The sequence below is a fragment of the Halioglobus sp. HI00S01 genome (assembly GCF_001635445.1).
GTDB lineage: Bacteria > Pseudomonadota > Gammaproteobacteria > Pseudomonadales > Halieaceae > Halioglobus > Halioglobus japonicus.
In genome coordinates this window covers 348,995-369,727 of record NZ_LWEE01000015.1, presented here as the reverse complement: position 1 = coordinate 369,727, position 20,733 = coordinate 348,995, and the positions used below count along the sequence as shown (strand labels likewise).

Sequence of the window (20,733 nt, the reverse complement as noted above, 5' to 3'; positions counted from 1 at the left end):
TTATGCGTCTCCCATCTCGGCAACTTTCGCGCGGGCGTCGTCAATTTTGGCGTTCATTTTTTCCAAGGATGCTTCCAGTGCCTCGACCACGGTATCGTCGCCTGCCTCGCGTGCGGCGGCGAGCTTCTCTGTCGATTTCTGCAGCCGGGCCTCGAGCTTTTGCAGGTTGTCGCGAGCCTTTTCTGCCGGCGACATGGCGGCAGTAGCCTCCCGGGCTGCCTTGGCGCGGGCAATTGCTGCATCGGCCGCACTCGGCGGTTCAGCTGCCGCTGCTGCGGGTTCGGCTGCAGGTGCGAGTTTGGCAAGTTCCGCGCGGGCTTCTTCGACCTTGCCGGTGAGGCGTTCAACCGTCGACACCAGCGCATCAATGATTTTTTCCTCGTCGCCTGCGTCGCGGCTCTGGGCCAGTTTGGCCTGCGACTTCGCCAGCCGGGATTCCAGTTTGGTCAGGTTGTCCCTGGCTTTTTCCTCGGGGCTCTTACTGGCGTCTGCCTCGCGCGCCGCCATCGCTTTCTGGATGGCGAGTTGCGCGGCATCGGCGGGCTCTGCCGCGGCTGATGCTGACTCCGGCGCATTGGCCTGCTGGTAATCTTGCAGTGCCTTTTCGGCTGCTGCGAGCTTGGCCCTGGTTTTGTCCACGCCGGTTTGCAGTGCGTCGACCAGATCCGGGTTTTCCGATTTGGCGGTCTCCAGCTTGGCGGTGGCTGTGTCGAGCCGCTTGCGCGTGTTGACTACCGCCTTTTCCAGTTTTTCCAGCTCATTCTCGCCGCTAGCCCCTTCGGCCTGTGCGGCTTTCTTGGCCTTGGCGCGCTCGATCGCTGCCTGGATAGGATCTTCTTCAATAGCACCCTGTTCTGCGGCTTGTTTGGCTTTCGCTTCAGCGGCCTTCTTGCGAGCGGCACGCTTGGCTTCTTTCTCGGCTTCTTCCCTGGCCAGGCGCTCCTGCCGCGCTTCGAACCGCTTGAGCGAGTACTCGGATTTCTCCGCGTCCTTACGCTGCTGCAGTATCTCTGCCTTGGAGGCGCGATAGTACTGCACCAGGGGGATGTGGCTTGGGCACACGTAGGAACAGGCGCCGCACTCGATGCAGTCAAACAGATTGTGTTGCTCGAGCTTCTCGTATTCCTGGCCCTGGGCGAACCAGAACATTTGCTGTGGCAGCAGGCTCGCCGGGCATGCTTCGGAACAGGTACCGCAGCGAATGCAGGCCTGGGCGGGGGGCGGGGTGGGTAGCTCGGCTTCCGTGGGCGCCAGTACACAGTTGGTGGTTTTGACGATGGGTACGTCTGCCCGGGGCACGGTAAAGCCCATCATCGGGCCGCCCATGATCAATCGGTTGTTCTTTTCCGGCGCATAGCCTGCCTGTTCCAGCAGGTAGCCCATGGGGGTGCCCAGCAGGGTTTCAAAATTCTGCGGCTCGGCCACGCTGTCGCCGGTGACCGTGGTAACCCTTGATACCAGTGGTCTGCCATCGATGACAGCGTCGCGAATCGCCACCGTGGTGCCAATGTTTTGACAGACAATGCCCACATCAGACGGCAGGCCACCGGAGGGAACCTGCTTGCCGGTGAGAATCTCGATAAGCTGCTTCTCACCGCCGGAGGGGTACTTGGTTGGGAAGATGACGATTTGAATGTCGGTGTCTGCTGCGGCTTCCGTGAGTGCAGCAATACCTTCCGGCTTGTTGTCTTCCACACCAATCAGGATTTCACCGGGGCTGATCAGATGGCTGAGAATCTGCGCACCGGCAATAATCTTGTCGGCCCGTTCGCGCATCAGAATATCGTCAGCGGTGATGTAGGGCTCACACTCTGTGCCATTGATAATCAGCGTATCAATGCGGGTATCCGGGCGTACGGAGAGTTTTACGGCAGATGGAAAACCCGCGCCGCCCATGCCGGCGATGCCTGCATTGCGAATGCGATTGATCAATTCGCTCTTGTCTAATTCCCGGTAGTTGTCCGTACCGCTGTGAGCTATCCACTCGTCCTGACCGTCGGTATCAATCACGATACAGCGCGCTGTGCGGCCAGAGGGGTGTGCTATTTGCCGATCCTCAATGGCGGTGATCAGGCCAGAGCTGGGTGCGTGCAGAGGAACACTGACAAAACCCACTGGCTCGGCGATGACCTGCCCTTTGAGGACTTTTTCACCGACCTCAACAACAGGCATTGCCGGTGCACCAATGTGTTGCGCCAGCGGCAGAATCAACTGCGCGGGGATGCCGGCCTGGGCGATAGGTGTGCGCACCGACTGATACTTGTTCTCGGCCGGATGGATGCCGCCGTGAAAATCAAAAATCTTTCTCACGCGGCTCTCTCGCTCTCAGGCTTGGCATCGGTGGCAATAATGTCCACCTCGCGGCTCACTGGGTCGGGCAGGTCCCATACCCAGTTCTGCAGGCTGGCGGCCTCTGCCGGACGCATTTCAATGCAATCTACAGGGCAGGGTTCAACACACAGATCACAGCCCGTGCACTCGCTGGCGATGACTGTGTGCATCTGTTTTGCTGCGCCGAGGATGGCGTCCACCGGACACGCCTGAATGCACTTGGTGCAGCCAATACATTCGGGCTCGCGAATGTAGGCCACCATGGTTTCAGTTTCTTCGCCGTGTTCTGCATCCAGCTCCGGTGCTTCCATATCGAGCAGGTCGGCAAGTGCCTGCACACCTGCCTGGCCGCCAGGGGGGCACTTGTTGATTGCTTCGCCTTCGTTGGCGATCGCTTCGGCGTAGGGCCGACACCCAGGGTGACCACATTGACCACATTGGGTTTGGGGCAGAATGGCGTTGATCTCGTCGACGATAGGGTTGCCTTCAGCCTTGAAGCGCACCGCGGCGAACCCCAGCAGCGCGCCGAATACCACACCCAGCGCTACCAGGGCGAACAGCGCGGCGAACAGCGGGTATTGTGCGATCAGTTCATACATGTAGAGTTACACCAGACCCGCGAAGCCCATGAATGCGAGAGACATCAGTCCAGCCGTAATCATGCCGATTGCCGCCCCTTTAAACGGTGTGGGCACATCCGCTACGGCAAGGCGCTCGCGCATGGCGGCGAACAATACGAGCACCAGCGAAAACCCGACCGCGGCGCCGAAACCGTAAAACAGCGCCTGGGTAAACGTATGTTCCTGGTTAATGTTAAGCAGGGCGACGCCGAGTACGGCGCAGTTGGTGGTGATCAGCGGCAGATAAACGCCGAGCACCCGGTGCAGCAATGGGCTGGATTTGCGCACCACCATTTCAGTGAACTGCACGACCACGGCGATGACCAGGATGAAGGAGATCGTCTTCAGGTAGGCGAGCCCCAGCGGCTCCAAAAGAAAATGGTAGGTGATATTGGACAGGGCTGAGGCCAGCGTCAGCACGAAGGTGGTGGCCATAGACATGCCCATGGCGGTTTCCAGTTTGTTGGACACACCCATGAACGGACACAGTCCGAGGAACTGCACCAGCACAAAGTTGTTCACCAGGATCGCCCCGACCAACAGAATGGAATAATCAGCCAACATGAGGTTATCTTACCGCAAGATTGCAAAACAGTCAGTACTGACTTTTTTTTGCCGTATTGTCCAATCACTCATTCTAACCCGTCACCGGTGCAATGGCAGTATGTAAACCCAAACTAACGATCATTAGTCCAGTATTTTTTCGCAACGGCGGCGAGCATGACGGGGAACCGCAAAACCGCTATAGTAGCGCCCCATTTTTTCGAGCATACGGACACCCAACCCCATGGCTGCTGACGCCCCGCGCAAAATTCTCGTGACCAGTGCACTGCCCTACGCTAACGGCCCCTTGCACCTGGGGCATATGTTGGAGCAGGTGCAGACCGATATCTGGGTGCGGTTCCAGAAATCGCGTGGCCACAACTGCCTCTATGTGTGTGCTGATGACGCCCACGGCACGGCGATTATGTTGGCAGCTGAAAAGCTGGGCATTACCCCTGAGCAGCACATCGATAATATGCGTCAGCTGCACATGGCAGACAGCGAAGGCTTCCTAATCGACTTTGCGAATTTTCACTCCACCCATTCCGAGGAAAATCGCAAGTGGAGCGAGGAAATCTACAAGCGCCTGAAAGCTAACAACCACATTGCCAGCCGTGAGATCACGCAGGCCTTTGACCCTGAAAAGGAACTGTTTCTGGCGGATCGCTTCATTAAAGGGACCTGTCCGCGCTGCAAAACGCCGGATCAGTACGGCGACAACTGCGAGAACTGTGGCGCTACTTACAGCCCGTCTGACCTGATAGACCCCGTATCGGCGATTTCCGGTGCGACCCCGGTCGATCGTGAGTCCACGCACTTTTTCTTCCGCTTGCCAGAATTTGAAGACATGCTCAAGGCGTGGTTGGACTCCGATACCCTGCAGCCACAGGTCGCGAACAAATTACGTGAGTGGACGGACGCGGGCCTGCAGGAATGGGATATCAGTCGCGATGCGCCTTATTTCGGCTTCGAGATCCCGGGTGAACCCGGCAAGTATTTTTATGTCTGGCTGGATGCCCCGATCGGCTACATAGCCAGCTTTGAGAACTACTGTGAGCGCACCGGGCACGCGTTTGACGAGTACTGGCAACCCGGTGGTGATACGGAGCTGTATCACTTTATCGGTAAGGACATTATCAATTTTCACGGCTTGTTCTGGCCGGCCATGCTCGACTCTGCGGGCCTGCGCACGCCAACGGCGATCTTCGCTCATGGCTTCCTGACCGTAAATGGCACCAAGATGTCCAAGAGTCGCGGCACCTTTGTGAATGCCAGTACCTACCTTGAACACCTGCAGCCAGAGTACCTTCGCTATTACTTCGCCGCGAAGCTGGGTGATTCGGTCGACGATATCGACCTGAACCTGGAGGACTTTGTGCAGCGCGTCAATTCTGACGTGGTAGGTAAGGTGGTTAACATCGCCAGTCGTTGCGCCGGGTTCCTCAAGAAGGGTTTTGCCAATCGCCTGGCGCCCGAGTGCGCTGAACCGGAGCTGGTAGGTGAAGCTATTGCAGCGGGCGAGCAGATTGCCCAATTGTATGAGTGCCGCGAATTTAACAAAGCCATTCGTGAAATTGTGGCTCTGGCCGACAAGGCCAACCAGTACATCGATGAGAAGAAGCCCTGGGTACTGGCGAAAGAGGAGGGTCGCGAAGCCGAAGTGCACGCGGCCTGTTCCGTGGGCATTAATCTGTTCCGGGTGTTGATGACATACCTGAAACCCGTGCTGCCCGTGATGGCGGAGAAGTCAGAAGCCTTCCTCAATGTGTCGCTGGACTGGACTGAACTTAAGGCGCCGCTGGTTGACCACGAGTTGACCAAGTTCAAACCCCTGATACAGCGCGTCGATCCCAAGGACGTGGAAGCGATGGTAGAGGCCAGCAAGCCTGCGGAGGCTCCGGTGGAGAAAGCGCCGGCCAAAGCTGCCAAGGCCAAGCCCGCTGAACAGGCCCCAGGCATCATCGAGTTTGATGATTTCGCCAAGGTGGATTTACGGGTGGCAAAAATTGTCGCCGCCGATCATGTGGAAGGGGCAGACAAGTTGTTGCAGCTGACCCTGGATGTGGGTGAGTTGGGTACCAAGCAGGTATTTTCCGGCATCAAGGCGGCGTATCAGCCCGAGGATCTGGAAGGCAAGCTGACGATTCTGGTGGCCAATCTCGCGCCGCGCAAAATGCGCTTCGGTGTTTCTGAAGGTATGGTGCTGGCGGCAGGGCCGGGCAGTGAAGATATCTACCTGTTGGAGCCCCACGCTGGCGCCCAGCCGGGTATGCAGGTTAAATAAGGGCACTCATGAACGAAGTTAAACATATTATTGCTGTCGCCTCCGGCAAGGGTGGCGTTGGCAAATCGACTACTGCCGTCAATCTGGCATTGGCCCTGAAGGCGCGCGGTGCCGAGGTCGGCCTGTTGGATGCCGATATTTACGGCCCCAGTCAGCAGGTGATGTTGGGGGTGGCAGACGATGTGCGCCCCGAACAGCAGGGGGGGCAGTTCCTGCTGCCGGTGAAAGCCCAGGGGCTGAAAACCATGTCCATGGGATACCTGGTGACGGACAAAACGCCCATGGTGTGGCGCGGTCCTATGGCCGGTGGCGCCCTGGCGCAAATGCTCGAGCAGACATTGTGGGGGCCGCTGGACTACCTGATTATTGATATGCCTCCCGGCACCGGTGATGTGCAGTTAACGCTGTCGCAGAAGGCCCGGGTTGCCGGAGCGGTGATCGTGACCACGCCCCAGGACATTGCCCTGCTAGACGCCCAGAAAGGTGTGGAAATGTTCCGCAAGGTGGATATTCCGATCCTGGGTATCGTGGAGAATATGGCGATGCATGTGTGCAGTAACTGTGGCCATGCTGAGCATATTTTTGGCGAAGAGGGTGGCCAGAGAATGGCGGCCGAGTACGGCGTACCCTTGCTGGGAAGCCTGCCACTAAAGCGCAGTATTCGTGAACAGACTGACGCAGGTAACCCCACCGTTGTCGCCGAGCCAGACTCAGCGGTCGCTGGGCTATACCTGGCGATGGCGGACAAGATTGCCGCCAGCCTGGCAAACCGTGACGACAGCGCGGTGAAACAGTTCCCCGAGATCAAGATTTCAGACGACTAATTAACAAGAGCGATCAGGATGAGCATCAAAGCAGATAAATGGATTCGCCGGATGGCGCAAGAACAGGGCATGATTGAGCCGTTTGAGTCCGGCCAGGTTCGCGCCGGTGAGGACGGCAGTCGCCTGATCTCCTACGGGACGTCCAGCTACGGCTATGACGTTCGTTGTTCTAACGAGTTCAAGGTGTTCACCAATATCAATTCTGCAACGGTTGATCCGAAGGGGTTTGACGAGGGCAGCTTTGTTGATGTCACCAGCGATGTCTGCGTGATTCCGCCAAACTCCTTTGCCCTGGCCCGCACCGTCGAGTACTTCCGTATTCCGCGGAACGTACTGACGATTTGCCTGGGTAAATCCACCTATGCGCGCTGCGGCATCATCGTGAATGTGACGCCACTGGAGCCCGAGTGGGAAGGGCATGTCACCCTGGAATTTTCCAATACCACCACCCTGCCGGCGAAAATCTACGCCAATGAAGGCGTCGCACAAATGCTGTTCTTCGAGTCAGATGAAGTGTGTGATGTGAGCTACAAGGACCGTGGTGGCAAGTATCAGGGACAGACGGGTGTGACGCTGCCCAAAGCCTGATAGCGAGTCTTTGATCAAAAACGGGGCCAATGGCCCCGTTTTTGATTGCGCTTCATTTACTTACCGATGTCAGCGTTGAGCAGGACCATCTCTACCGGCTTGCCGTCTTCAATATGGACGGTTTTCACCATCAGGTAATCCAGCTCGGGGGCAATCCAGGTTTTCGATGAGCGGTCCGGTTCGTCGTGAATACGCTCGAAGTGCAGGGTATTGAACTTGCCCATGGGGGTTTCGATCTCTTCCTCGCCGCGGAAGGTCAGCGTGTAGTCCTTAACCCGTTTACCGTCGGCCACGCGGATGGTGATGTCTTCCTTGGGGGTGGGATCATTGAGCAGAAACAGCCGCAGTTGTTCCTGTTGGCTCATGCGGTCCAGCGTGCCCTCGGTATAGGGCAGGTCGTACCATTGGTCCTTGTACAGGCTGCGGATAACGTCGGAGCCTGGCGTAAAGTGCACTTCGCGACGCCGATTGATCAACCCCGACCCCTGATAGACATAGGATTTAGGCAGGACTTTTTCTTCGTCGGTATTGAAGACACTGATCTCCTGGAAGCCGACCACCATGATTTTGCCACCATTGGTCAGGGTGTAGCTGCCATCCTTGTTCGCCTGCAGTTTGCGGGTGAGGTTCAGGCCAATGCCGCGAGCGGTGGTTCGATATTGGGCAGTGTAGGGTTGCAGGGTGGTTTCAGCGGCATAGGCCACTGGAGAGCCCGTAGCAAGCGCGACGCCCAGCGTGAAGGCCGGGAGAGAGAAAAACGTTTTAGTGAGTACCTTCAGCATAATCGATACCTGTTGCGGGAACGGTCTCGCCATCAAGGCGGGCGCCGGTCGCTGTCAGTTGCAGTCGCCCCTCAAGCTGCCAGCGGGCGGCGATGGGGTATATCATGTGTTCCTGCACAATCACCCGTTGTGCCAGTGTCTCGGCGGTATCTCCCGCTTCTACCGGAACCCGGGCCTGGATAATGGGCGGGCCGCCATCCAGTTCCGGCGTCACGTAGTGTACCGTGACGCCCGCTTCGGTGTCGCCGGCATCCAGGGCACGCTGGTGGGTGTGCAGCCCCGGATACTTGGGCAGCAGTGATGGATGAATGTTCAATAATTTTCCGGCAAAAGGTTCGATAAATACCGGCGTAAGAATACGCATAAACCCGGCCAGAATGACCAGATCGGGCTCATAAGGTGCCAGTGCGTGGACGAGGGCCGCGTCGAAGGTTTCGCGGGAATCATAATCCCGATGATTGACGCATACCGTGGTGATGCCCGCCTCGGCCGCCCGCTCGAGACCGGCCGCATCAGGGTTATTGCTCAAGACCAGGCAGATATCGGCCTGGAGGTCGCCCTTGGCACAGGCGTCGATAAAGGCTTGCATATTGGAGCCGCGACCCGAAATCAGGATCGCAATGCGGGCTTTTTCGCTCACGATGACAGCACAACCTCGTGGTTTCCTGCGGCGATGCTGCCGATACGCCATGCGGTGTGCCCTGAGGCCTCGAGAGAGGCCTGGGTGGCGGCCTCATCGGCAGCGCTGACGCAAACGACCATGCCCACGCCACAGTTGAATGTGCGGTACATTTCGCGGGTTTCCACATTGCCCTGGGCCTGCAGCCACTGGAACACTTCGGGCCACTCCCAGCTCTCAGTGTTTATCTCAGCGTTGGTGTTGTCGGGCAGCACCCGGGGCAGGTTTTCCAGCAGCCCGCCACCGGTAATGTGAGACAGGGCCTTGACCTCCACCTGCTTGAACAGCGCAAGCAGGGCTTTCACATAAATGGTGGTAGGGGCGAGCAATGCCTCGCCCAGGGTGGTGTCGCCCATGGATTGGCTGAGATCGGCACCGCTGACTTCAATGATCTTGCGGATGAGTGAGTAACCGTTGGAGTGCGCGCCGCTGGAGCCAATGCCGATCAGCACATCGCCCTCGGCCACCTTGCTGCCGTCGATAATCTCGGATTTCTCGACCACGCCGACGCAAAAACCGGCGAGGTCATAGTCTTCACCCTCGTACATGCCGGGCATTTCGGCGGTTTCGCCACCGACCAGCGCTGCGCCAGACAACTCACAGCCCTTGCCAATGCCTTCAACCACGGCCGCGGCGGTATCCACATTGAGTGCGCCAGTGGCGTAATAGTCGAGGAAGAACAGGGGTTCGGCACCGGCGACCACGAGGTCGTTGACGCACATCGCCACCAGATCAATGCCGATCGTATTATGGATGCCGAGATCCATTGCCAGGCGCAGTTTGGTGCCTACACCGTCGGTACCGGAGACCAGTACAGGCTGCTTGTAACCCTCGGGGATTTCGCAGAGCGCGCCAAAGCCGCCCAGACCTCCCATGACCTCGGGGCGTGCAGTGCGCTTGGAGACACCCTTGATGCGTTCCACCAGGGCATTACCGGCATCGATGTTGACCCCTGCGTCCTTGTAGCTGAGTGAAGAAGGGCTGCTGCTGTCAGTCATGGGCTGTTGCGTCCAGAATGGTTGCGAAATGGGCGGCTATTTTAGCTCGCCAGCTCCCGCGGCGCACCTGCAAATTGTAAGTGTGGCGGGGGCTGCTACAATGACGGCCTGATCCATCACGGGAGCATGCCAGTGCTCGGAATAATCGCCCGTCTGTTAGGGGCCAGCCTGATGTTGCTGGCCGCAGCCGCATCTGCCGATGTGGTTCGCAATCTATACTCCGCCTCAGTGCCGGTGACCGACCAGAGCTCCCAGGCGCTGGCAGCGGCCTCGCGCGATGCCCTTGGCCAGGTGGTTATCAAGGTCTCAGGCAGTGAAGGCGCACTCAATCATCCTTCGGTTCAGAAGGCGATGGCCGGCGCGCGAGACCATGTCCAGCAATATGCCTTTGCCGAAGGTGAGGGCGGGCTGGTGGCGCGTTTTCAGTTTGAGTCCGGATATGTGCAGCGCTTGGTCAAGCAGGCCGGGCTACCCCTGTGGACGGCCAATCGGCCGCGGGTAATCGCATGGCTGGTGGCTGAGCAGAATGGCGACCGGCAGTTTGTGAGCATGGATACCACGCCGGATCTGGCCCGCCAATTAATGGCGGAGTTTGATCAGCGCGGTATTCCCGCGCAATTGCCACTGTACGACCTTACCGATGCGACAGCTGTTAGCGTGGATGATGTGTGGAACCTCGACGGTGGAGCACTGCAGGCTGCGTCCCAGCGCTATGGCATGGAAGACGTGCTGTTTGGGCGTGTGGTGGCCATGTCGACAGGCGAATGGCTGGGAGACTGGAGTTATCTCGATGGTCGCAATCGCCTCGATCGCCACGCATCTGCCCCGGAATCTGCCAGTTTCTCCCGCCAGGGGGTGGGGCTGGCCGCAGAGAGCATGGCCAGGCGATACGCGGTTGTGACCAGTGCCGGCGATGATGCACTGGTGATGCTGAACGTGTCTGGCATCAATGAGTTTTCTGCTTACGCGGAACTGGTGGTTTGGTTGGAAAATCTGGAGCTCGTTGATCATGCCAATGTGCGCCGAATCGCCGGCGATCGATTGGAACTGGCGCTGGTGTCACTGGCAGAGGCCGACGACCTTGCCAAGCTGATTGAACTGAATGAACACCTGGCGGCCCAGGGTGGTAGCGCCGGCGCACTGGAGTACCTGTGGCAGAACTAACGCCCCCAGAGCAAGCTGTTGTGAAACGCTGGCCGTTGCTGCTGGCTACTTTCGTAGTCGCCGCCGTATTGCTCTATCTGTTGGAGCCTATTCTCAGCCCGTTTGTACTGGGAGCGTTGATCGCCTACCTCGGTGATCCACTGGTGGATGCCTGGGAGCGTCGTGGTCTCAGCCGCACCGGCGGTGTACTGGTGGTATTCCTACTCTTCACCTTGCTGTTTCTTGCCGCTGTGCTGTTCGCCGTGCCGAGGTTGCTGCATCAGTTGGATGCGTTGGTGTCACGGGTGCCGGATATCTACTATTGGGTGACCCAGGTGGCCATTCCGTGGCTGCAGGACCGTCTTGATCTACCCGGCTCCAGCTTGCCGCAAATGGATTGGTCGGAGCAGGTGGCCAACAACTGGCAGTCGGTGGGTAAATTCACTGCCAGTATGCTCAGACAGATCACCGGCTCGGGTGCCAACCTGTTATTGGGGCTCGCCAATCTTGCCCTGGTCCCTGTGGTTGCCTTCTACCTGATGCGTGACTGGGATCTGTTAGTGGCCAAGGCCTTAAATCTGCTGCCGGTGGCCTGGCAGGACCGGGTTGGATACATGGTCGGAGAGGCAGATGAAGTGGTTGGCGCTTTTCTCCGCGGACAGTTCCTGGTGATGTGTGCACTGGGTGTTATCTACAGTATCGGGCTGTGGCTGGTTGGTGTGGAGCTGGCGCTGTTGCTCGGGTTGATTGCTGGCCTCGCCAGTATCGTGCCTTATCTGGGCTTCCTGGTGGGCATTCTGGCTTCCTTTATCGCAGCTTATGCGCAGTTTGGTGAGTGGACAGCCCTGATCTGGGTGGCCATTGTGTTCGGCATTGGCCAGGCCCTGGAGTCGATGATTCTTACGCCCGTGCTGGTCGGTGACCGCATAGGCCTGCATCCCGTGGCAGTGATTTTCGCGCTGATGGCGGGTGGCCAATTGGCCGGCTTTGTCGGCGTTGTACTGGCGCTACCGGTGGCCGCAGTCATCATGGTTTTTGTGCGCCATGCGGTGGCGCATTATCGAGAAAGTGAGTTGTACCATGGCGAGTGAAGCTCAGCTGGCGCTGCCAGTCTTCCTGCGAGACGACGCCACATTTGAAAACTATCTGGCGGGGGACGGGGGCGCTGTATTGCTCGGTAGCCTGCGTCAGCAGGTTGCCGCCGAGGGCGAGCCGGTCATTTATCTTCACGGCGGCTCGGGCAGCGGCAAGTCACATCTGCTGCAGGCGGCCTGTCACCTGGCCGGCGGTGGAGCGCTGTATTTGCCCCTGGCCGAACTGGCTGGCTACGCCCCGCAGGATGTGTTGGCGGGCGCAGAGCATATGGCGTTGCTGTGCCTGGATGATCTGGATGCTGTGGTCGGCAACGACGCCTGGGAAATGGCGTTGTTCAATTTGTACAACACTGCCCGCGAAACAGGCTGCCGTCTGTTGCTCGCCGCGGCTGCTTCACCGCGAGCACTTGAAGTGGATCTGGCAGATCTTCGCTCCCGCCTTGCATGGGGAGTGGTGCATCACCTGCCCGCCAGCGACGACGAACGCAAGTGCCTGATACTCGAATTCCGCGCGGCGCTTCGCGGCCTGCAACTGCCCCCGGAGGTTGCCGCCTACCTTGTAAAGCGTGCTCCACGCAGCCTGGATGGGTTGCTCGATTGTCTGGATAAACTCGACCGAGCGTCGCTGGCCTATCAACGGGCGTTATCCATACCGTTTGTGAAACAGACGCTGGGGTTTTAGCGAACGAATACCGGTGTCTTTGGCTGGCGCTGTCACAATCGAGTGCTACTCTTTGGAGTCATGTAACCAAACCTCAGAGAGCGGTATACCCATGAAAAAAACTTTTCTCCGTTCGGCCGTACTGGCGGCCACAAGCCTGGCTGTCGTTACGCCCGCCGCCCATGCCGAGATTCCCCTGACCCTTAATTTAGGTATGGGCCTGTGGAAAAACGATGGCTCTCGTGAACTGAATGACACCGAGACGCCATGGGCGGGGCTGGAGTGGGCATTTAATGACAAGTGGGCGGCTGAGGTGTTGTATGCCGATGACGATACCCGCACCGAAGATGGCATGGGCCGCGCCGATATTGTCACCTGGCAGCTCGGAATGAAGTATTACGGTGGCAGCTATATCGGTGATGCGGGACGCATTCGCCCCTATCTGGCGTTTGGTGCTGGCGAGATCGACATTGACTATGGCGATGCCGATACGGTGGAGACCACCTTGAATGGTGGTCTTGGTGCTCGCTGGATGATTACTCAGCGTCTGGGTCTGTCTGGAGAGGCGCGGATGCTCTACAGCCTGGACGAACATTACAAGGACACGCTGCTAAGCGTTGGTCTCAACTACTATCTCGGTGATGTAGACGGCACTTCGGGCGCAGGTGCCAGCGACGCCGGCGCATACACGTTCAGTGATGAAGACGGTGACGGCGTGGCCGATGATATGGACCAGTGCCCGGGTACACCCGCCGGCACACGGGTCGATTCCGTAGGCTGTCCGCTGCCGGTCACCCAGGTCGCTTCGATCAAGATGATGGTCAACTTTGGCTTCGATTCGTCCACGGTAGAGGAAAAGTACTTCAATGATGTGAGCGAGCTCGCCGACTTCCTCAAGCGTTTTGAGGACGTCCATGTGGACATTGAAGGGCACACCGACAGCAGTGGCCCCGAGAGCTACAACCAGAGCCTGTCACAACGCCGCGCCCAGGCTGTGGCTGACCTGCTGGTTAATGAGCACGGCATAGCACCACGGCGTGTGGAAGCGAAGGGTTATGGCGAGAGTCAGCCTGTGGCGGACAACGCCACCCGTGAGGGTCGCGCTGAAAACCGACGTGTCATGGCGACGCTGGAAGTGGAGTACGCAGAGTAAGCTTGCCAGCAAAGTACCCGCGCAAGCAGCCTGCTTGCGTGGGTATCTCGGCTGGCCCACCTATTGCGCAGGCGCCTTTAAGAGCGCTGCCCGAATGGCAGAGGCGTGGGCCTGTAGCTTGCGCTGATTGTCAGGCCCCATGCGAATGAGCTGTTTGGCCAGCGGGCTCAGATTTTCCAGCTCCGGGTCGACGTAGTGCCAGGTAGTTACATCCTTCTCCAATGCGGCCGGCTCGGAAGGCACAGGGGCTGCAATGACAGTATCCAGTGCTCTGATCAGCGAATTATCCAGTTGTTCTTCCTTGTAACCCAGTGACGCATAGGCCTCTTCCAGCAGCGGTCTGAAGGTGTGGAAGGTTGCCGCCAGCGTGTCTGCGTCCAGGCCGGTAATCGCCTGGGTGTAGGCATCGTAGCGATCGTAACTGGCGGGATCGATATAGGCGATATCGCCCTTCTCAATGACGGCAAATTGTGGCGCTGGTGGCGCCAGTTTAAAGACCTCATAGAAGACGCGGCCCTGGCTGGTGGCATCGATAAGCCCTGCCATGCGATTCAGTAACTGGTCGTTCTCCAGGCCCGCCTCGAGCACACTGCCGGCGACCATCGGGGCGCTGGTGTCGCGCACGACAGGATCGCTGTCTTCCAGCGCAAGCGGGGGTGGTGGGGGCGGTGTGTTCGGCTCAGGTAAAGCCTCAATCGGATCTGGCTCGGGGATATCCGGTGCGGGTGTGACAACCGGTTCCGGTTCGGGCAGCGGTTCCGGGGGAGCTGCCGGCGTAATCTCTGTGACTGTCGGCTCGGGCGCGGGGGGCTCTTCCGAGCCCAGCATAAACCAGGCGCCAATCAGCGCTATCAGGATAATGCCGATAACAATGGGGAGTAGGGGTGGTCCACTGCTGGATGATTCGAATTCGTCGTAGGGACGATCTTCCTGGTCCGCTTGCATGGGTTGCTCCGTGCCTTCGTTGTCGATATTCATTCGACTCCCCCGGTTGAATTCCGTTCACTTACATCAGCCTAAAATCATCTGCATCCGCGGCAAAGGGAAAACGCTTGCGGTACTCAGCCAGTTCCTCGCCTGAGAATGTGGCGGTGCGAACGTCTTCGGCNCCCGCCATATCGATAGCGAGTGTGCCGTCTGCTTTCACGGCGAGACTGTCTCCACTGTAGCTCAGATTATTGGCGTCGTTGCCAATACGATTGACCCCGACCACACAGGCCTGGTTTTCAATGGCACGGCCAACCAGCAGTGATCGCCAGTGCAGGGCGCGAGTGTCCGGCCAATTGGCGACAAACAGTGCCATGTCGTAGTCCCCCTGGTTGCGGGCGAACACCGGGAAGCGCAGGTCGTAACACACCTGGAGGAGAATGCGCCATCCGCGCCAGGCGACCACAACGCGTTCCTTGCCCTCGCCATAGCGTTTGTGCTCTCCCGCCATGCGGAATAGGTGGCGCTTGTCGTAGTGATGGCAGTTATCTGGTGTGACGAACAGCATGCGGTTGTAGACCGTTGTCTGTTCCGCCTCGGTAACCGGCGCAATCGCGACGCTGCCGGTAATGGCGCAATCGTATTGTTGGGCCAGCGCCTGCATCCATTGTTCGGTGGCGCCGCCGGGTGCCTCGGCATTGGCCAGGGCATTCATTGAAAAACCGGTGGTGAACATTTCTGGCAGTACGATCAGGTCTGACTGGGCGGCATGTTCGGCGATCGACTTGGCGATTTGCCGGCGATTGTCTTCGGGTGACTCCCAGGCCAGTGGCCGCTGAACCAGAGTGACGTTTAAATCTTGCATAGAATCTCCGCCGCCTGCAGCAGTACCTCGTCGGACTTGGCAAAGCAGAATCGCAGATAGTGTTGCGCCTGCGGCTGCTCGGAAAAAATGGATATGGGGATGGAGGCGACACCTACGTCGCGCGTCCACTGCTCGCACAACTCATAATCCGGCGTATCAGTAATGGCGCTGTAGTCCAGCAGCTGGAAATAGGTGCCTCCGCTGGGGGTGATTTTGAAGCGCGAATCTGCCATGGCATTGTTGAACAGATCGCGTTTCGCCTGGTAGAAGCTGGCGAGGGTCTGCGGGTAGCCTGGTTCCGCCGCGAGGAAGTCTGCGATGGCCTGTTGGACGGGGGTTACCGCCACGAACGCCACGAATTGATGCACTTTGCGCATCTCTGCGGTGAGTGCAGGCGGCGCCACGCAATAGCCGGTCTTCCAGCCCGTGACGCTGAATGTCTTGCCAAAGGAATAGTGGGCGAAGCTGCGTTGGCGCAGGCCTTCCCATTGCAAAACGGAGCAGTGCTGCCTGCCATCGTAAATCAGGTGCTCGTAGACTTCGTCGCTACTGACCAGCAGGTCATGTTCCTCCGCCAGCGCCTGCAACTCGTCCATGTCTGCAGGGGTAAATGTGCTGCCCGTTGGATTGTGCGGTGTGTTGACCATGATCATGCGGGTGCGCGGGGTAACGGCGTCGCGAATTTTCTGCCAGTCTGGCGAGAAACCATCGTTGCCCAGCGGCACGTGAATAGCCACGCCTCCGGCTAGTTCGATAGAAGGTTCGTAGCTGTCGTAGCAGGGGTCGAGCACAATTACTTGATCGCCGGGTTTCACGCAGGCCATCACGGCGCAGTAAATGCCCTCGGTGGCTCCTGGTACCACGGTAATTTCAGTGTCGGGGTTTACGGAAACGCCTCGGGTAAGTTGCAACTGATGTGCCAGTTGTTCGCGCAGCGCGGGCAGGCCGGCCATGGGTGCGTACTGGTTGTGGCCATCCATGGTGGCCCTGGCGAGCGCCTCGCGCAGCCCCAGCGGAGCCTCGAAGTCCGGGAAGCCCTGGGAGAGATTGATGGCATTGTGCTCTGCGGCCATGGCCGACATGCGGGTAAAAATGGTGGTGCCGACCTTGGGCAGCTTCGTTTGCAGGGTGACCATTTACAGTTGGGTATCCAGTGGTAGTTCGGTGGTGTTNTTGATTTCGGTAACCGCCATATGCGAGTGCAGCTCGCGTATGGAGGGGCTGGCCGTGAGTGTGTTACGCACGAATTCCTCGTAATGGCGAATGTCGCGAGTGACGATCTTCAGCATATAGTCCCATATCCCGGTCATGGTGTAACACTCGGTGACTTCCGGGTGGCCTACAATGGCCTGTTCGAACTCGATCAGGTTCTGGCGCCCGGTAGAGGTGAGGTTAATCGTGGCAAATACTACCACGTCCATTCCCAGGGCGGCTCGGTCGAGCAGGGCCACGCGTCGCTTGATTAGGCCGTCTTCCTCAAGGCGATTGATGCGGCGCCAGCAGGGTGATTGAGACAGGTTGATGCGCTCGGCGATGGCGGCGGTGCTTGTCGTGGCGTCCCGCTGGAGTATTTTCAGGATTTCTACGTCCTGTTTGGCCAGTGATTCGGTCATATCATTCTCTTATGTGTTATCAAATGGATAATTTATGCATATTTTGTCTTAAAATGTGCGTAAATCAAATAATAATTCCCACTGGAATCGCTCAGAATATCGGCACTAATAAGCATGGCCGGCATGGTGATAGCAATGGGATCCGCTCAGTTCCGTAAAGTCTCTCTGGACGACAAATATGCACTGGATGCAACGCGTGCCTATATGACAGGCATTGAGGCGTTAGTGCGCCTGCCGATGTTGCAGCATCAGCGGGATGTGGCGCGCGGGTTGAACACAGCGGCATTCATCTCGGGTTACCGGGGTTCCCCGTTGGGTAACGTCGACCAGGCGATGTGGAAGGCACGGCCGTTCCTTGCCGAGCACAATATTCACTTCCAGGCAGGTATTAACGAGGACCTCGCCGCTACCGCCGTGTGGGGTAGCCAGCAGACCAACCTTTTTCAGGGCGCCAAGTACGATGGCGTGTTTGGCATGTGGTATGGCAAAGGCCCTGGCGTCGACCGGTCCATGGACGTGATCAAGCACGCTAATGCCTTTGGCACTTCGCGCTATGGCGGTGTACTGGCCGTTGCCGGTGATGACCACGCCTGTAAGTCCTCAACCTTACCTCACCAGTCTGAGCACATGTTTATGGGCGCTTCTGTGCCTGTACTGGCACCTGCCAATGTGCAGGAAGTGCTCGATCTTGGCGTTATGGGTTGGGAACTGTCGCGCTACTCGGGTTGCTGGGTGGCACTCAAGGCCATTACCGAAAACATGGATTCGGCGATTTCCGCCGATGTCGATCCCGGGCGTATTCAGATTGTTATGCCGGAGGACTTTGATCTGCCGGAAGACGGTGTCCACGGGCGCTGGCCGGACAAACCCCTCGACCAGGAACTGCGGCTCAACAAATACAAGATTTACGCGGCGCGCGCGTTTGCCCGTGCCAACAGTATCGACCGGATTGTGGTCGATAGCCCTAACGCCAGGTTGGGCATTATCACCAGCGGCAAGGCCTACCTGGATGTTATGCAGGCGCTTGAGGATATGGGCATTACCGAGGCCGTGGCTGCGGAAATCGGCCTGCGTGTTTACAAAGTGGGCATGCCCTGGCCGCTCGAGCCGCAGGGTACCCATGAGTTCGCCGAAGGCCTTGAAGAAATACTTGTGGTCGAGGAAAAGCGCTCGATCATCGAAGACCAGTTAACGGGCCAACTCTACAATTACCCTGTGGGCTCCCGCCCCCGCGTGATTGGCGAATTCGACGAAGAAGGCCGCGATCTGCTGCCAAACCTGGGTGAGCTTACCCCGGCGACAGTAGCCCTTGCGATTGCCGGCCGTGTGCGCAAATTTTACAACTCCGAGAGCATGGAACAGCGCATCCGCTGGATCGAGGAAAAAGAAGCCTCGCTGGCCACACCGCGCGACACCATTGAGCGCGTACCGCACTTCTGTAGCGGCTGTCCGCACAACACCTCAACCAAAGTGCCTGAAGGCAGCCACGCTTTGGGTGGCATTGGTTGTCACTATATGGCCACCTGGATGCCTGACCGCGAAACGCACACGTTCACGCAAATGGGCGGCGAGGGTGCGACATGGATTGGCCAGGCGCCGTTTACCGATACTGAACACGTGTTCCAGAACCTCGGCGACGGCACTTACTTCCATTCGGGCATTCTCGCTATTCGCGCTGCGGTATCCGCCGGTGTGAACATTACCTACAAAATTCTGTACAACGATGCAGTGGCTATGACCGGTGGGCAGCCCATTGATGGCCCCCTGAGTGTGGGTGACCTGATACTGCAATTGCGCGGCGAAGGCGTGCGCCGCATTACGCTGGTGAGCGACGCACCAGAACAGTGGCGCGGCCAGTTCCGCGATGTGCCGGGCTTCAGTCTGCATCACCGCGATGAAATGGACACGCTGCAGAAAGAGCTGCGCGAATTCAAAGGCACCTCGGTGATTGTCTACCAGCAGACCTGCGCGGCGGAGAAGCGCCGCCGTCGCAAGAAGGGCATCATGGATGACCCCAACGTGCGGCTCTTTATCAATGACGAGGTGTGCGAGGGCTGCGGTGACTGCAGCATTAAATCCAACTGTCTGTCTGTTATGCCCAAGGAAACAGCACTGGGCCGCAAACGAGAGATTGACCAGAGCGCCTGTAATAAAGACTACAGCTGTGCCAACGGTTTCTGCCCGAGTTTTGTTACCGTGGTGGGCGGCAAGCTGAAGAAGTCGGCGGGTGACCTGAGCGGCACTGACGTTCTCTTTGATCCCCTGCCCGAGCCCCAGCTGCCTGCACTGGAGCGCCCCTGGAATACGGTCGTGACAGGTGTGGGCGGCACTGGTGTGCTGACAATTACCGCGCTGGTGGCCATGGCCGCACACATCGAGGGCAAGGGTTGTGCCACCATGAACCAGACTGGTCTCGCCCAGAAATTTGGCGCCGTCGTCAGCCATGTGCGGGTGAGCAACCACCAGGATGAGATCAAGGCGGTGCGCATTCCCGCGGGTGAGGCCGACCTGCTGGTAGGCTGCGATATGGTCGTGACCTCTACTTACGAGGCCATGGGCAAGGTTGCTCATGGGCGTACACGAGCTGTGGTCAACGACAAGGAAGTGGCCACTTCTGCCTTTGTGTTAAACCCGGATGCGCCGTTCCCGACCGCCTCGATGAAGGACAAGATCGAAACGGAAGTCGGCGACAAAGCCTGCCACTTCATCAACGCGACCGAAATTGCGACTCAGCTACTGGGCGATTCCATTGCCAGCAATCTGTTCCTGTTGGGCTTTGCCTGGCAACAGGGCCTGGTGCCCGTGTCCGCCGCTGCCCTGGAGCAGGCCATTGAACTCAATGGCGTGGCTGTTGAATTTAATAAACAGGCGTTCCTGTGGGGGCGCCGCTGTGCCCATCAGCCCCAGAAAGTACTGCAGCTGGTGCGTAGCGAGGCGCCTGAGAAGTTTCCCGAAACACTCGATGAAATACTCGAGGATCGCGCCGCTCGACTGGTCAGCTACCAGGGACAGGCACTGGCCGACGAGTATCGCGCTGAAATACAGGCACTGCGTAAGCGTGACCCCCACTCCGAGAATAGCCATTCACTGACACTGGCGGCAGCCAGGCAGTTGTTCCGGATGATGGCGATTAAAGATGAGTATGAAGTGGCTCGCCTGTATTCCGACGGTGAATTCCAGCGCAAGATTGAAGCGCAGTTTGAAGGTGATTTTGAGTTGCGCTTCAACATGGCTCCGCCGCTGCTGGCCAAGCGTGATCCCGATACGGGTGATCTGCAGAAACAGGCCTACGGCCCCTGGATGATGAAAGCCTTCGGTCTGCTCGCGAAGCTGCGCGGCTTGCGCGGTTCTGCGTTAGATGTGTTTGGCTATACCGCAGAACGCAAACGTGAGCGTCAGGATCTGGCGGAGTTTCGCGCCATGCTGGCGGAGTTTGCGGGTGGTCTGGACGATGGCAACTACGCGGCTGCGGTAGAAGCGGTGGATGATACGCGCCGTCTGCGCGGCTATGGCCACGTCAAGGACCGCAATCGCGAGCGGGTGTTGGCCCAGCGGGATGTATTCATGAAACGTTTCCAAGGGGATGTTTCCGAAGAGACTGTGCAGTTCGTTAACGCTGCCTGATATC

The 20,733-nt window shown here is 58.4% G+C and carries 18 protein-coding genes; 8 read left to right on the top strand and 10 right to left on the bottom strand.

The window, feature by feature from the left end; all coding sequences use genetic code 11:
* The 3 genes from rsxC to rsxA are packed head-to-tail and all read right to left on the bottom strand — an operon-like array spanning window position 1 to window position 3,515.
* A complete protein-coding gene (gene rsxC / locus A3709_RS04760; protein ID WP_066050805.1) occupies window positions 1-2,310 on the bottom strand; it encodes an electron transport complex subunit RsxC in 2,310 nt (769 codons plus the stop codon).
* Window positions 2,307-2,930 carry an electron transport complex subunit RsxB gene (gene rsxB / locus A3709_RS04755; protein WP_066050803.1) on the bottom strand — a complete coding sequence of 208 codons (624 nt, stop codon included), beginning with the start codon at window positions 2,928-2,930 and terminating at the stop codon, window positions 2,307-2,309. The genes rsxC and rsxB overlap by 4 nt, the downstream gene beginning before the upstream one ends.
* 6 nt (window positions 2,931-2,936) lie before the next feature.
* A complete protein-coding gene (rsxA, locus tag A3709_RS04750) occupies window positions 2,937-3,515 on the bottom strand; it encodes an electron transport complex subunit RsxA (RefSeq protein ID WP_066050800.1) in 579 nt (192 codons plus the stop codon).
* 223 nt (window positions 3,516-3,738) lie between these two features.
* Between rsxA and metG the strand changes: the two genes are divergently transcribed.
* The 3 genes from metG to dcd are packed head-to-tail and all read left to right on the top strand — an operon-like array spanning window position 3,739 to window position 7,190.
* Window positions 3,739-5,778, top strand: coding sequence for a methionine--tRNA ligase (metG, locus tag A3709_RS04745; protein WP_066050797.1), 2,040 nt, complete (start codon window positions 3,739-3,741; stop codon window positions 5,776-5,778).
* Between the two features lie 8 nt (window positions 5,779-5,786).
* A complete protein-coding gene (gene apbC / locus A3709_RS04740; RefSeq protein WP_082849894.1) occupies window positions 5,787-6,602 on the top strand; it encodes an iron-sulfur cluster carrier protein ApbC in 816 nt (271 codons plus the stop codon).
* Window positions 6,603-6,620: 18 nt separating this feature from the next.
* Entirely contained in the window at window positions 6,621-7,190 is a 570-nt protein-coding gene (gene dcd / locus A3709_RS04735) for a dCTP deaminase (RefSeq protein WP_066050794.1), read from the top strand.
* Between the two features lie 56 nt (window positions 7,191-7,246).
* Here the strand turns inward: dcd and A3709_RS04730 are convergent, their stop codons facing one another.
* The 3 genes from A3709_RS04730 to purM are packed head-to-tail and all read right to left on the bottom strand — an operon-like array spanning window position 7,247 to window position 9,649.
* Complete coding sequence (locus A3709_RS04730; RefSeq protein WP_066050790.1) at window positions 7,247-7,972, bottom strand: DUF3108 domain-containing protein; 726 nt, start codon at window positions 7,970-7,972, stop codon at window positions 7,247-7,249.
* The gene (gene purN / locus A3709_RS04725; RefSeq protein WP_369795121.1) at window positions 7,953-8,615 is read right to left on the bottom strand and encodes a phosphoribosylglycinamide formyltransferase; all 663 of its coding nucleotides are present in this window, start codon (window positions 8,613-8,615) and stop codon (window positions 7,953-7,955) included. Before purN ends, A3709_RS04730 begins: the two co-directional genes overlap by 20 nt.
* The gene (gene purM, locus A3709_RS04720) at window positions 8,609-9,649 is read right to left on the bottom strand and encodes a phosphoribosylformylglycinamidine cyclo-ligase (RefSeq protein WP_066050787.1); all 1,041 of its coding nucleotides are present in this window, start codon (window positions 9,647-9,649) and stop codon (window positions 8,609-8,611) included. The genes purN and purM overlap by 7 nt, the downstream gene beginning before the upstream one ends.
* 132 nt (window positions 9,650-9,781) lie before the next feature.
* Here purM and A3709_RS04715 point away from each other — a divergent pair, with 132 nt between their 5' ends.
* From A3709_RS04715 to A3709_RS04700, 4 genes are all read left to right on the top strand, one after another.
* Window positions 9,782-10,813 (top strand): DUF2066 domain-containing protein, encoded by a 1,032-nt coding sequence (locus A3709_RS04715; RefSeq protein WP_197484067.1) that lies wholly within the window; start codon window positions 9,782-9,784, stop codon window positions 10,811-10,813.
* Window positions 10,801-11,883, top strand: a complete 1,083-nt coding sequence (locus tag A3709_RS04710; protein WP_066050781.1) for an AI-2E family transporter — start codon at window positions 10,801-10,803, stop codon at window positions 11,881-11,883. Before A3709_RS04715 ends, A3709_RS04710 begins: the two co-directional genes overlap by 13 nt.
* Window positions 11,873-12,568: a DnaA regulatory inactivator Hda gene (gene hda, locus A3709_RS04705; RefSeq protein ID WP_066050776.1), complete on the top strand. Its 696-nt coding sequence runs from the start codon at window positions 11,873-11,875 to the stop codon at window positions 12,566-12,568. Before A3709_RS04710 ends, hda begins: the two co-directional genes overlap by 11 nt.
* 91 nt (window positions 12,569-12,659) lie before the next feature.
* On the top strand, window positions 12,660-13,700 hold the full coding sequence (locus tag A3709_RS04700) for an OmpA family protein (protein WP_066050773.1): 1,041 nt from the start codon (window positions 12,660-12,662) through the stop codon (window positions 13,698-13,700).
* Window positions 13,701-13,760: 60 nt separating this feature from the next.
* Here the strand turns inward: A3709_RS04700 and A3709_RS04695 are convergent, their stop codons facing one another.
* From A3709_RS04695 to A3709_RS04680, 4 genes are all read right to left on the bottom strand, one after another.
* Window positions 13,761-14,678: a DUF3014 domain-containing protein gene (locus A3709_RS04695; protein ID WP_066050771.1), complete on the bottom strand. Its 918-nt coding sequence runs from the start codon at window positions 14,676-14,678 to the stop codon at window positions 13,761-13,763.
* A 28-nt stretch (window positions 14,679-14,706) separates the two neighbouring features.
* Complete coding sequence (locus A3709_RS04690; RefSeq protein ID WP_066050769.1) at window positions 14,707-15,492, bottom strand: amidohydrolase; 786 nt, start codon at window positions 15,490-15,492, stop codon at window positions 14,707-14,709.
* On the bottom strand, window positions 15,480-16,628 hold the full coding sequence (locus tag A3709_RS04685; RefSeq protein WP_066050767.1) for a methionine aminotransferase: 1,149 nt from the start codon (window positions 16,626-16,628) through the stop codon (window positions 15,480-15,482). Before A3709_RS04685 ends, A3709_RS04690 begins: the two co-directional genes overlap by 13 nt.
* The gene (locus A3709_RS04680) at window positions 16,629-17,105 is read right to left on the bottom strand and encodes an Lrp/AsnC family transcriptional regulator (protein WP_066050765.1); all 477 of its coding nucleotides are present in this window, start codon (window positions 17,103-17,105) and stop codon (window positions 16,629-16,631) included.
* A gap of 135 nt (window positions 17,106-17,240) precedes the next feature.
* Between A3709_RS04680 and A3709_RS04675 the strand changes: the two genes are divergently transcribed.
* Entirely contained in the window at window positions 17,241-20,729 is a 3,489-nt protein-coding gene (locus tag A3709_RS04675; RefSeq protein ID WP_066050923.1) for an indolepyruvate ferredoxin oxidoreductase family protein, read from the top strand.
* Window positions 20,730-20,733 lie beyond the last annotated feature (4 nt).

Bases quoted from the DNA above. Each gene is read 5' to 3' on its own strand.
- dcd (WP_066050794.1), top strand. From the start codon at position 6,621: ATGAGCATCAAAGCAGATAAATGGATTCGCCGGATGGCGCAAGAACAG.
- hda (WP_066050776.1), top strand. From the start codon at position 11,873: ATGGCGAGTGAAGCTCAGCTGGCGCTGCCAGTCTTCCTGCGAGACGAC.
- rsxB (WP_066050803.1), bottom strand. From the start codon at position 2,930: ATGTATGAACTGATCGCACAATACCCGCTGTTCGCCGCGCTGTTCGCC.
- metG (WP_066050797.1), top strand. From the start codon at position 3,739: ATGGCTGCTGACGCCCCGCGCAAAATTCTCGTGACCAGTGCACTGCCC.
- purM (WP_066050787.1), bottom strand. From the start codon at position 9,649: ATGACTGACAGCAGCAGCCCTTCTTCACTCAGCTACAAGGACGCAGGG.
- A3709_RS04730 (WP_066050790.1), bottom strand. From the start codon at position 7,972: ATGCTGAAGGTACTCACTAAAACGTTTTTCTCTCTCCCGGCCTTCACG.
- rsxA (WP_066050800.1), bottom strand. From the start codon at position 3,515: ATGTTGGCTGATTATTCCATTCTGTTGGTCGGGGCGATCCTGGTGAAC.
- A3709_RS04685 (WP_066050767.1), bottom strand. From the start codon at position 16,628: ATGGTCACCCTGCAAACGAAGCTGCCCAAGGTCGGCACCACCATTTTT.
- A3709_RS04675 (WP_066050923.1), top strand. From the start codon at position 17,241: ATGGGATCCGCTCAGTTCCGTAAAGTCTCTCTGGACGACAAATATGCA.
- apbC (WP_082849894.1), top strand. From the start codon at position 5,787: ATGAACGAAGTTAAACATATTATTGCTGTCGCCTCCGGCAAGGGTGGC.
- A3709_RS04695 (WP_066050771.1), bottom strand. From the start codon at position 14,678: ATGAATATCGACAACGAAGGCACGGAGCAACCCATGCAAGCGGACCAG.
- A3709_RS04700 (WP_066050773.1), top strand. From the start codon at position 12,660: ATGAAAAAAACTTTTCTCCGTTCGGCCGTACTGGCGGCCACAAGCCTG.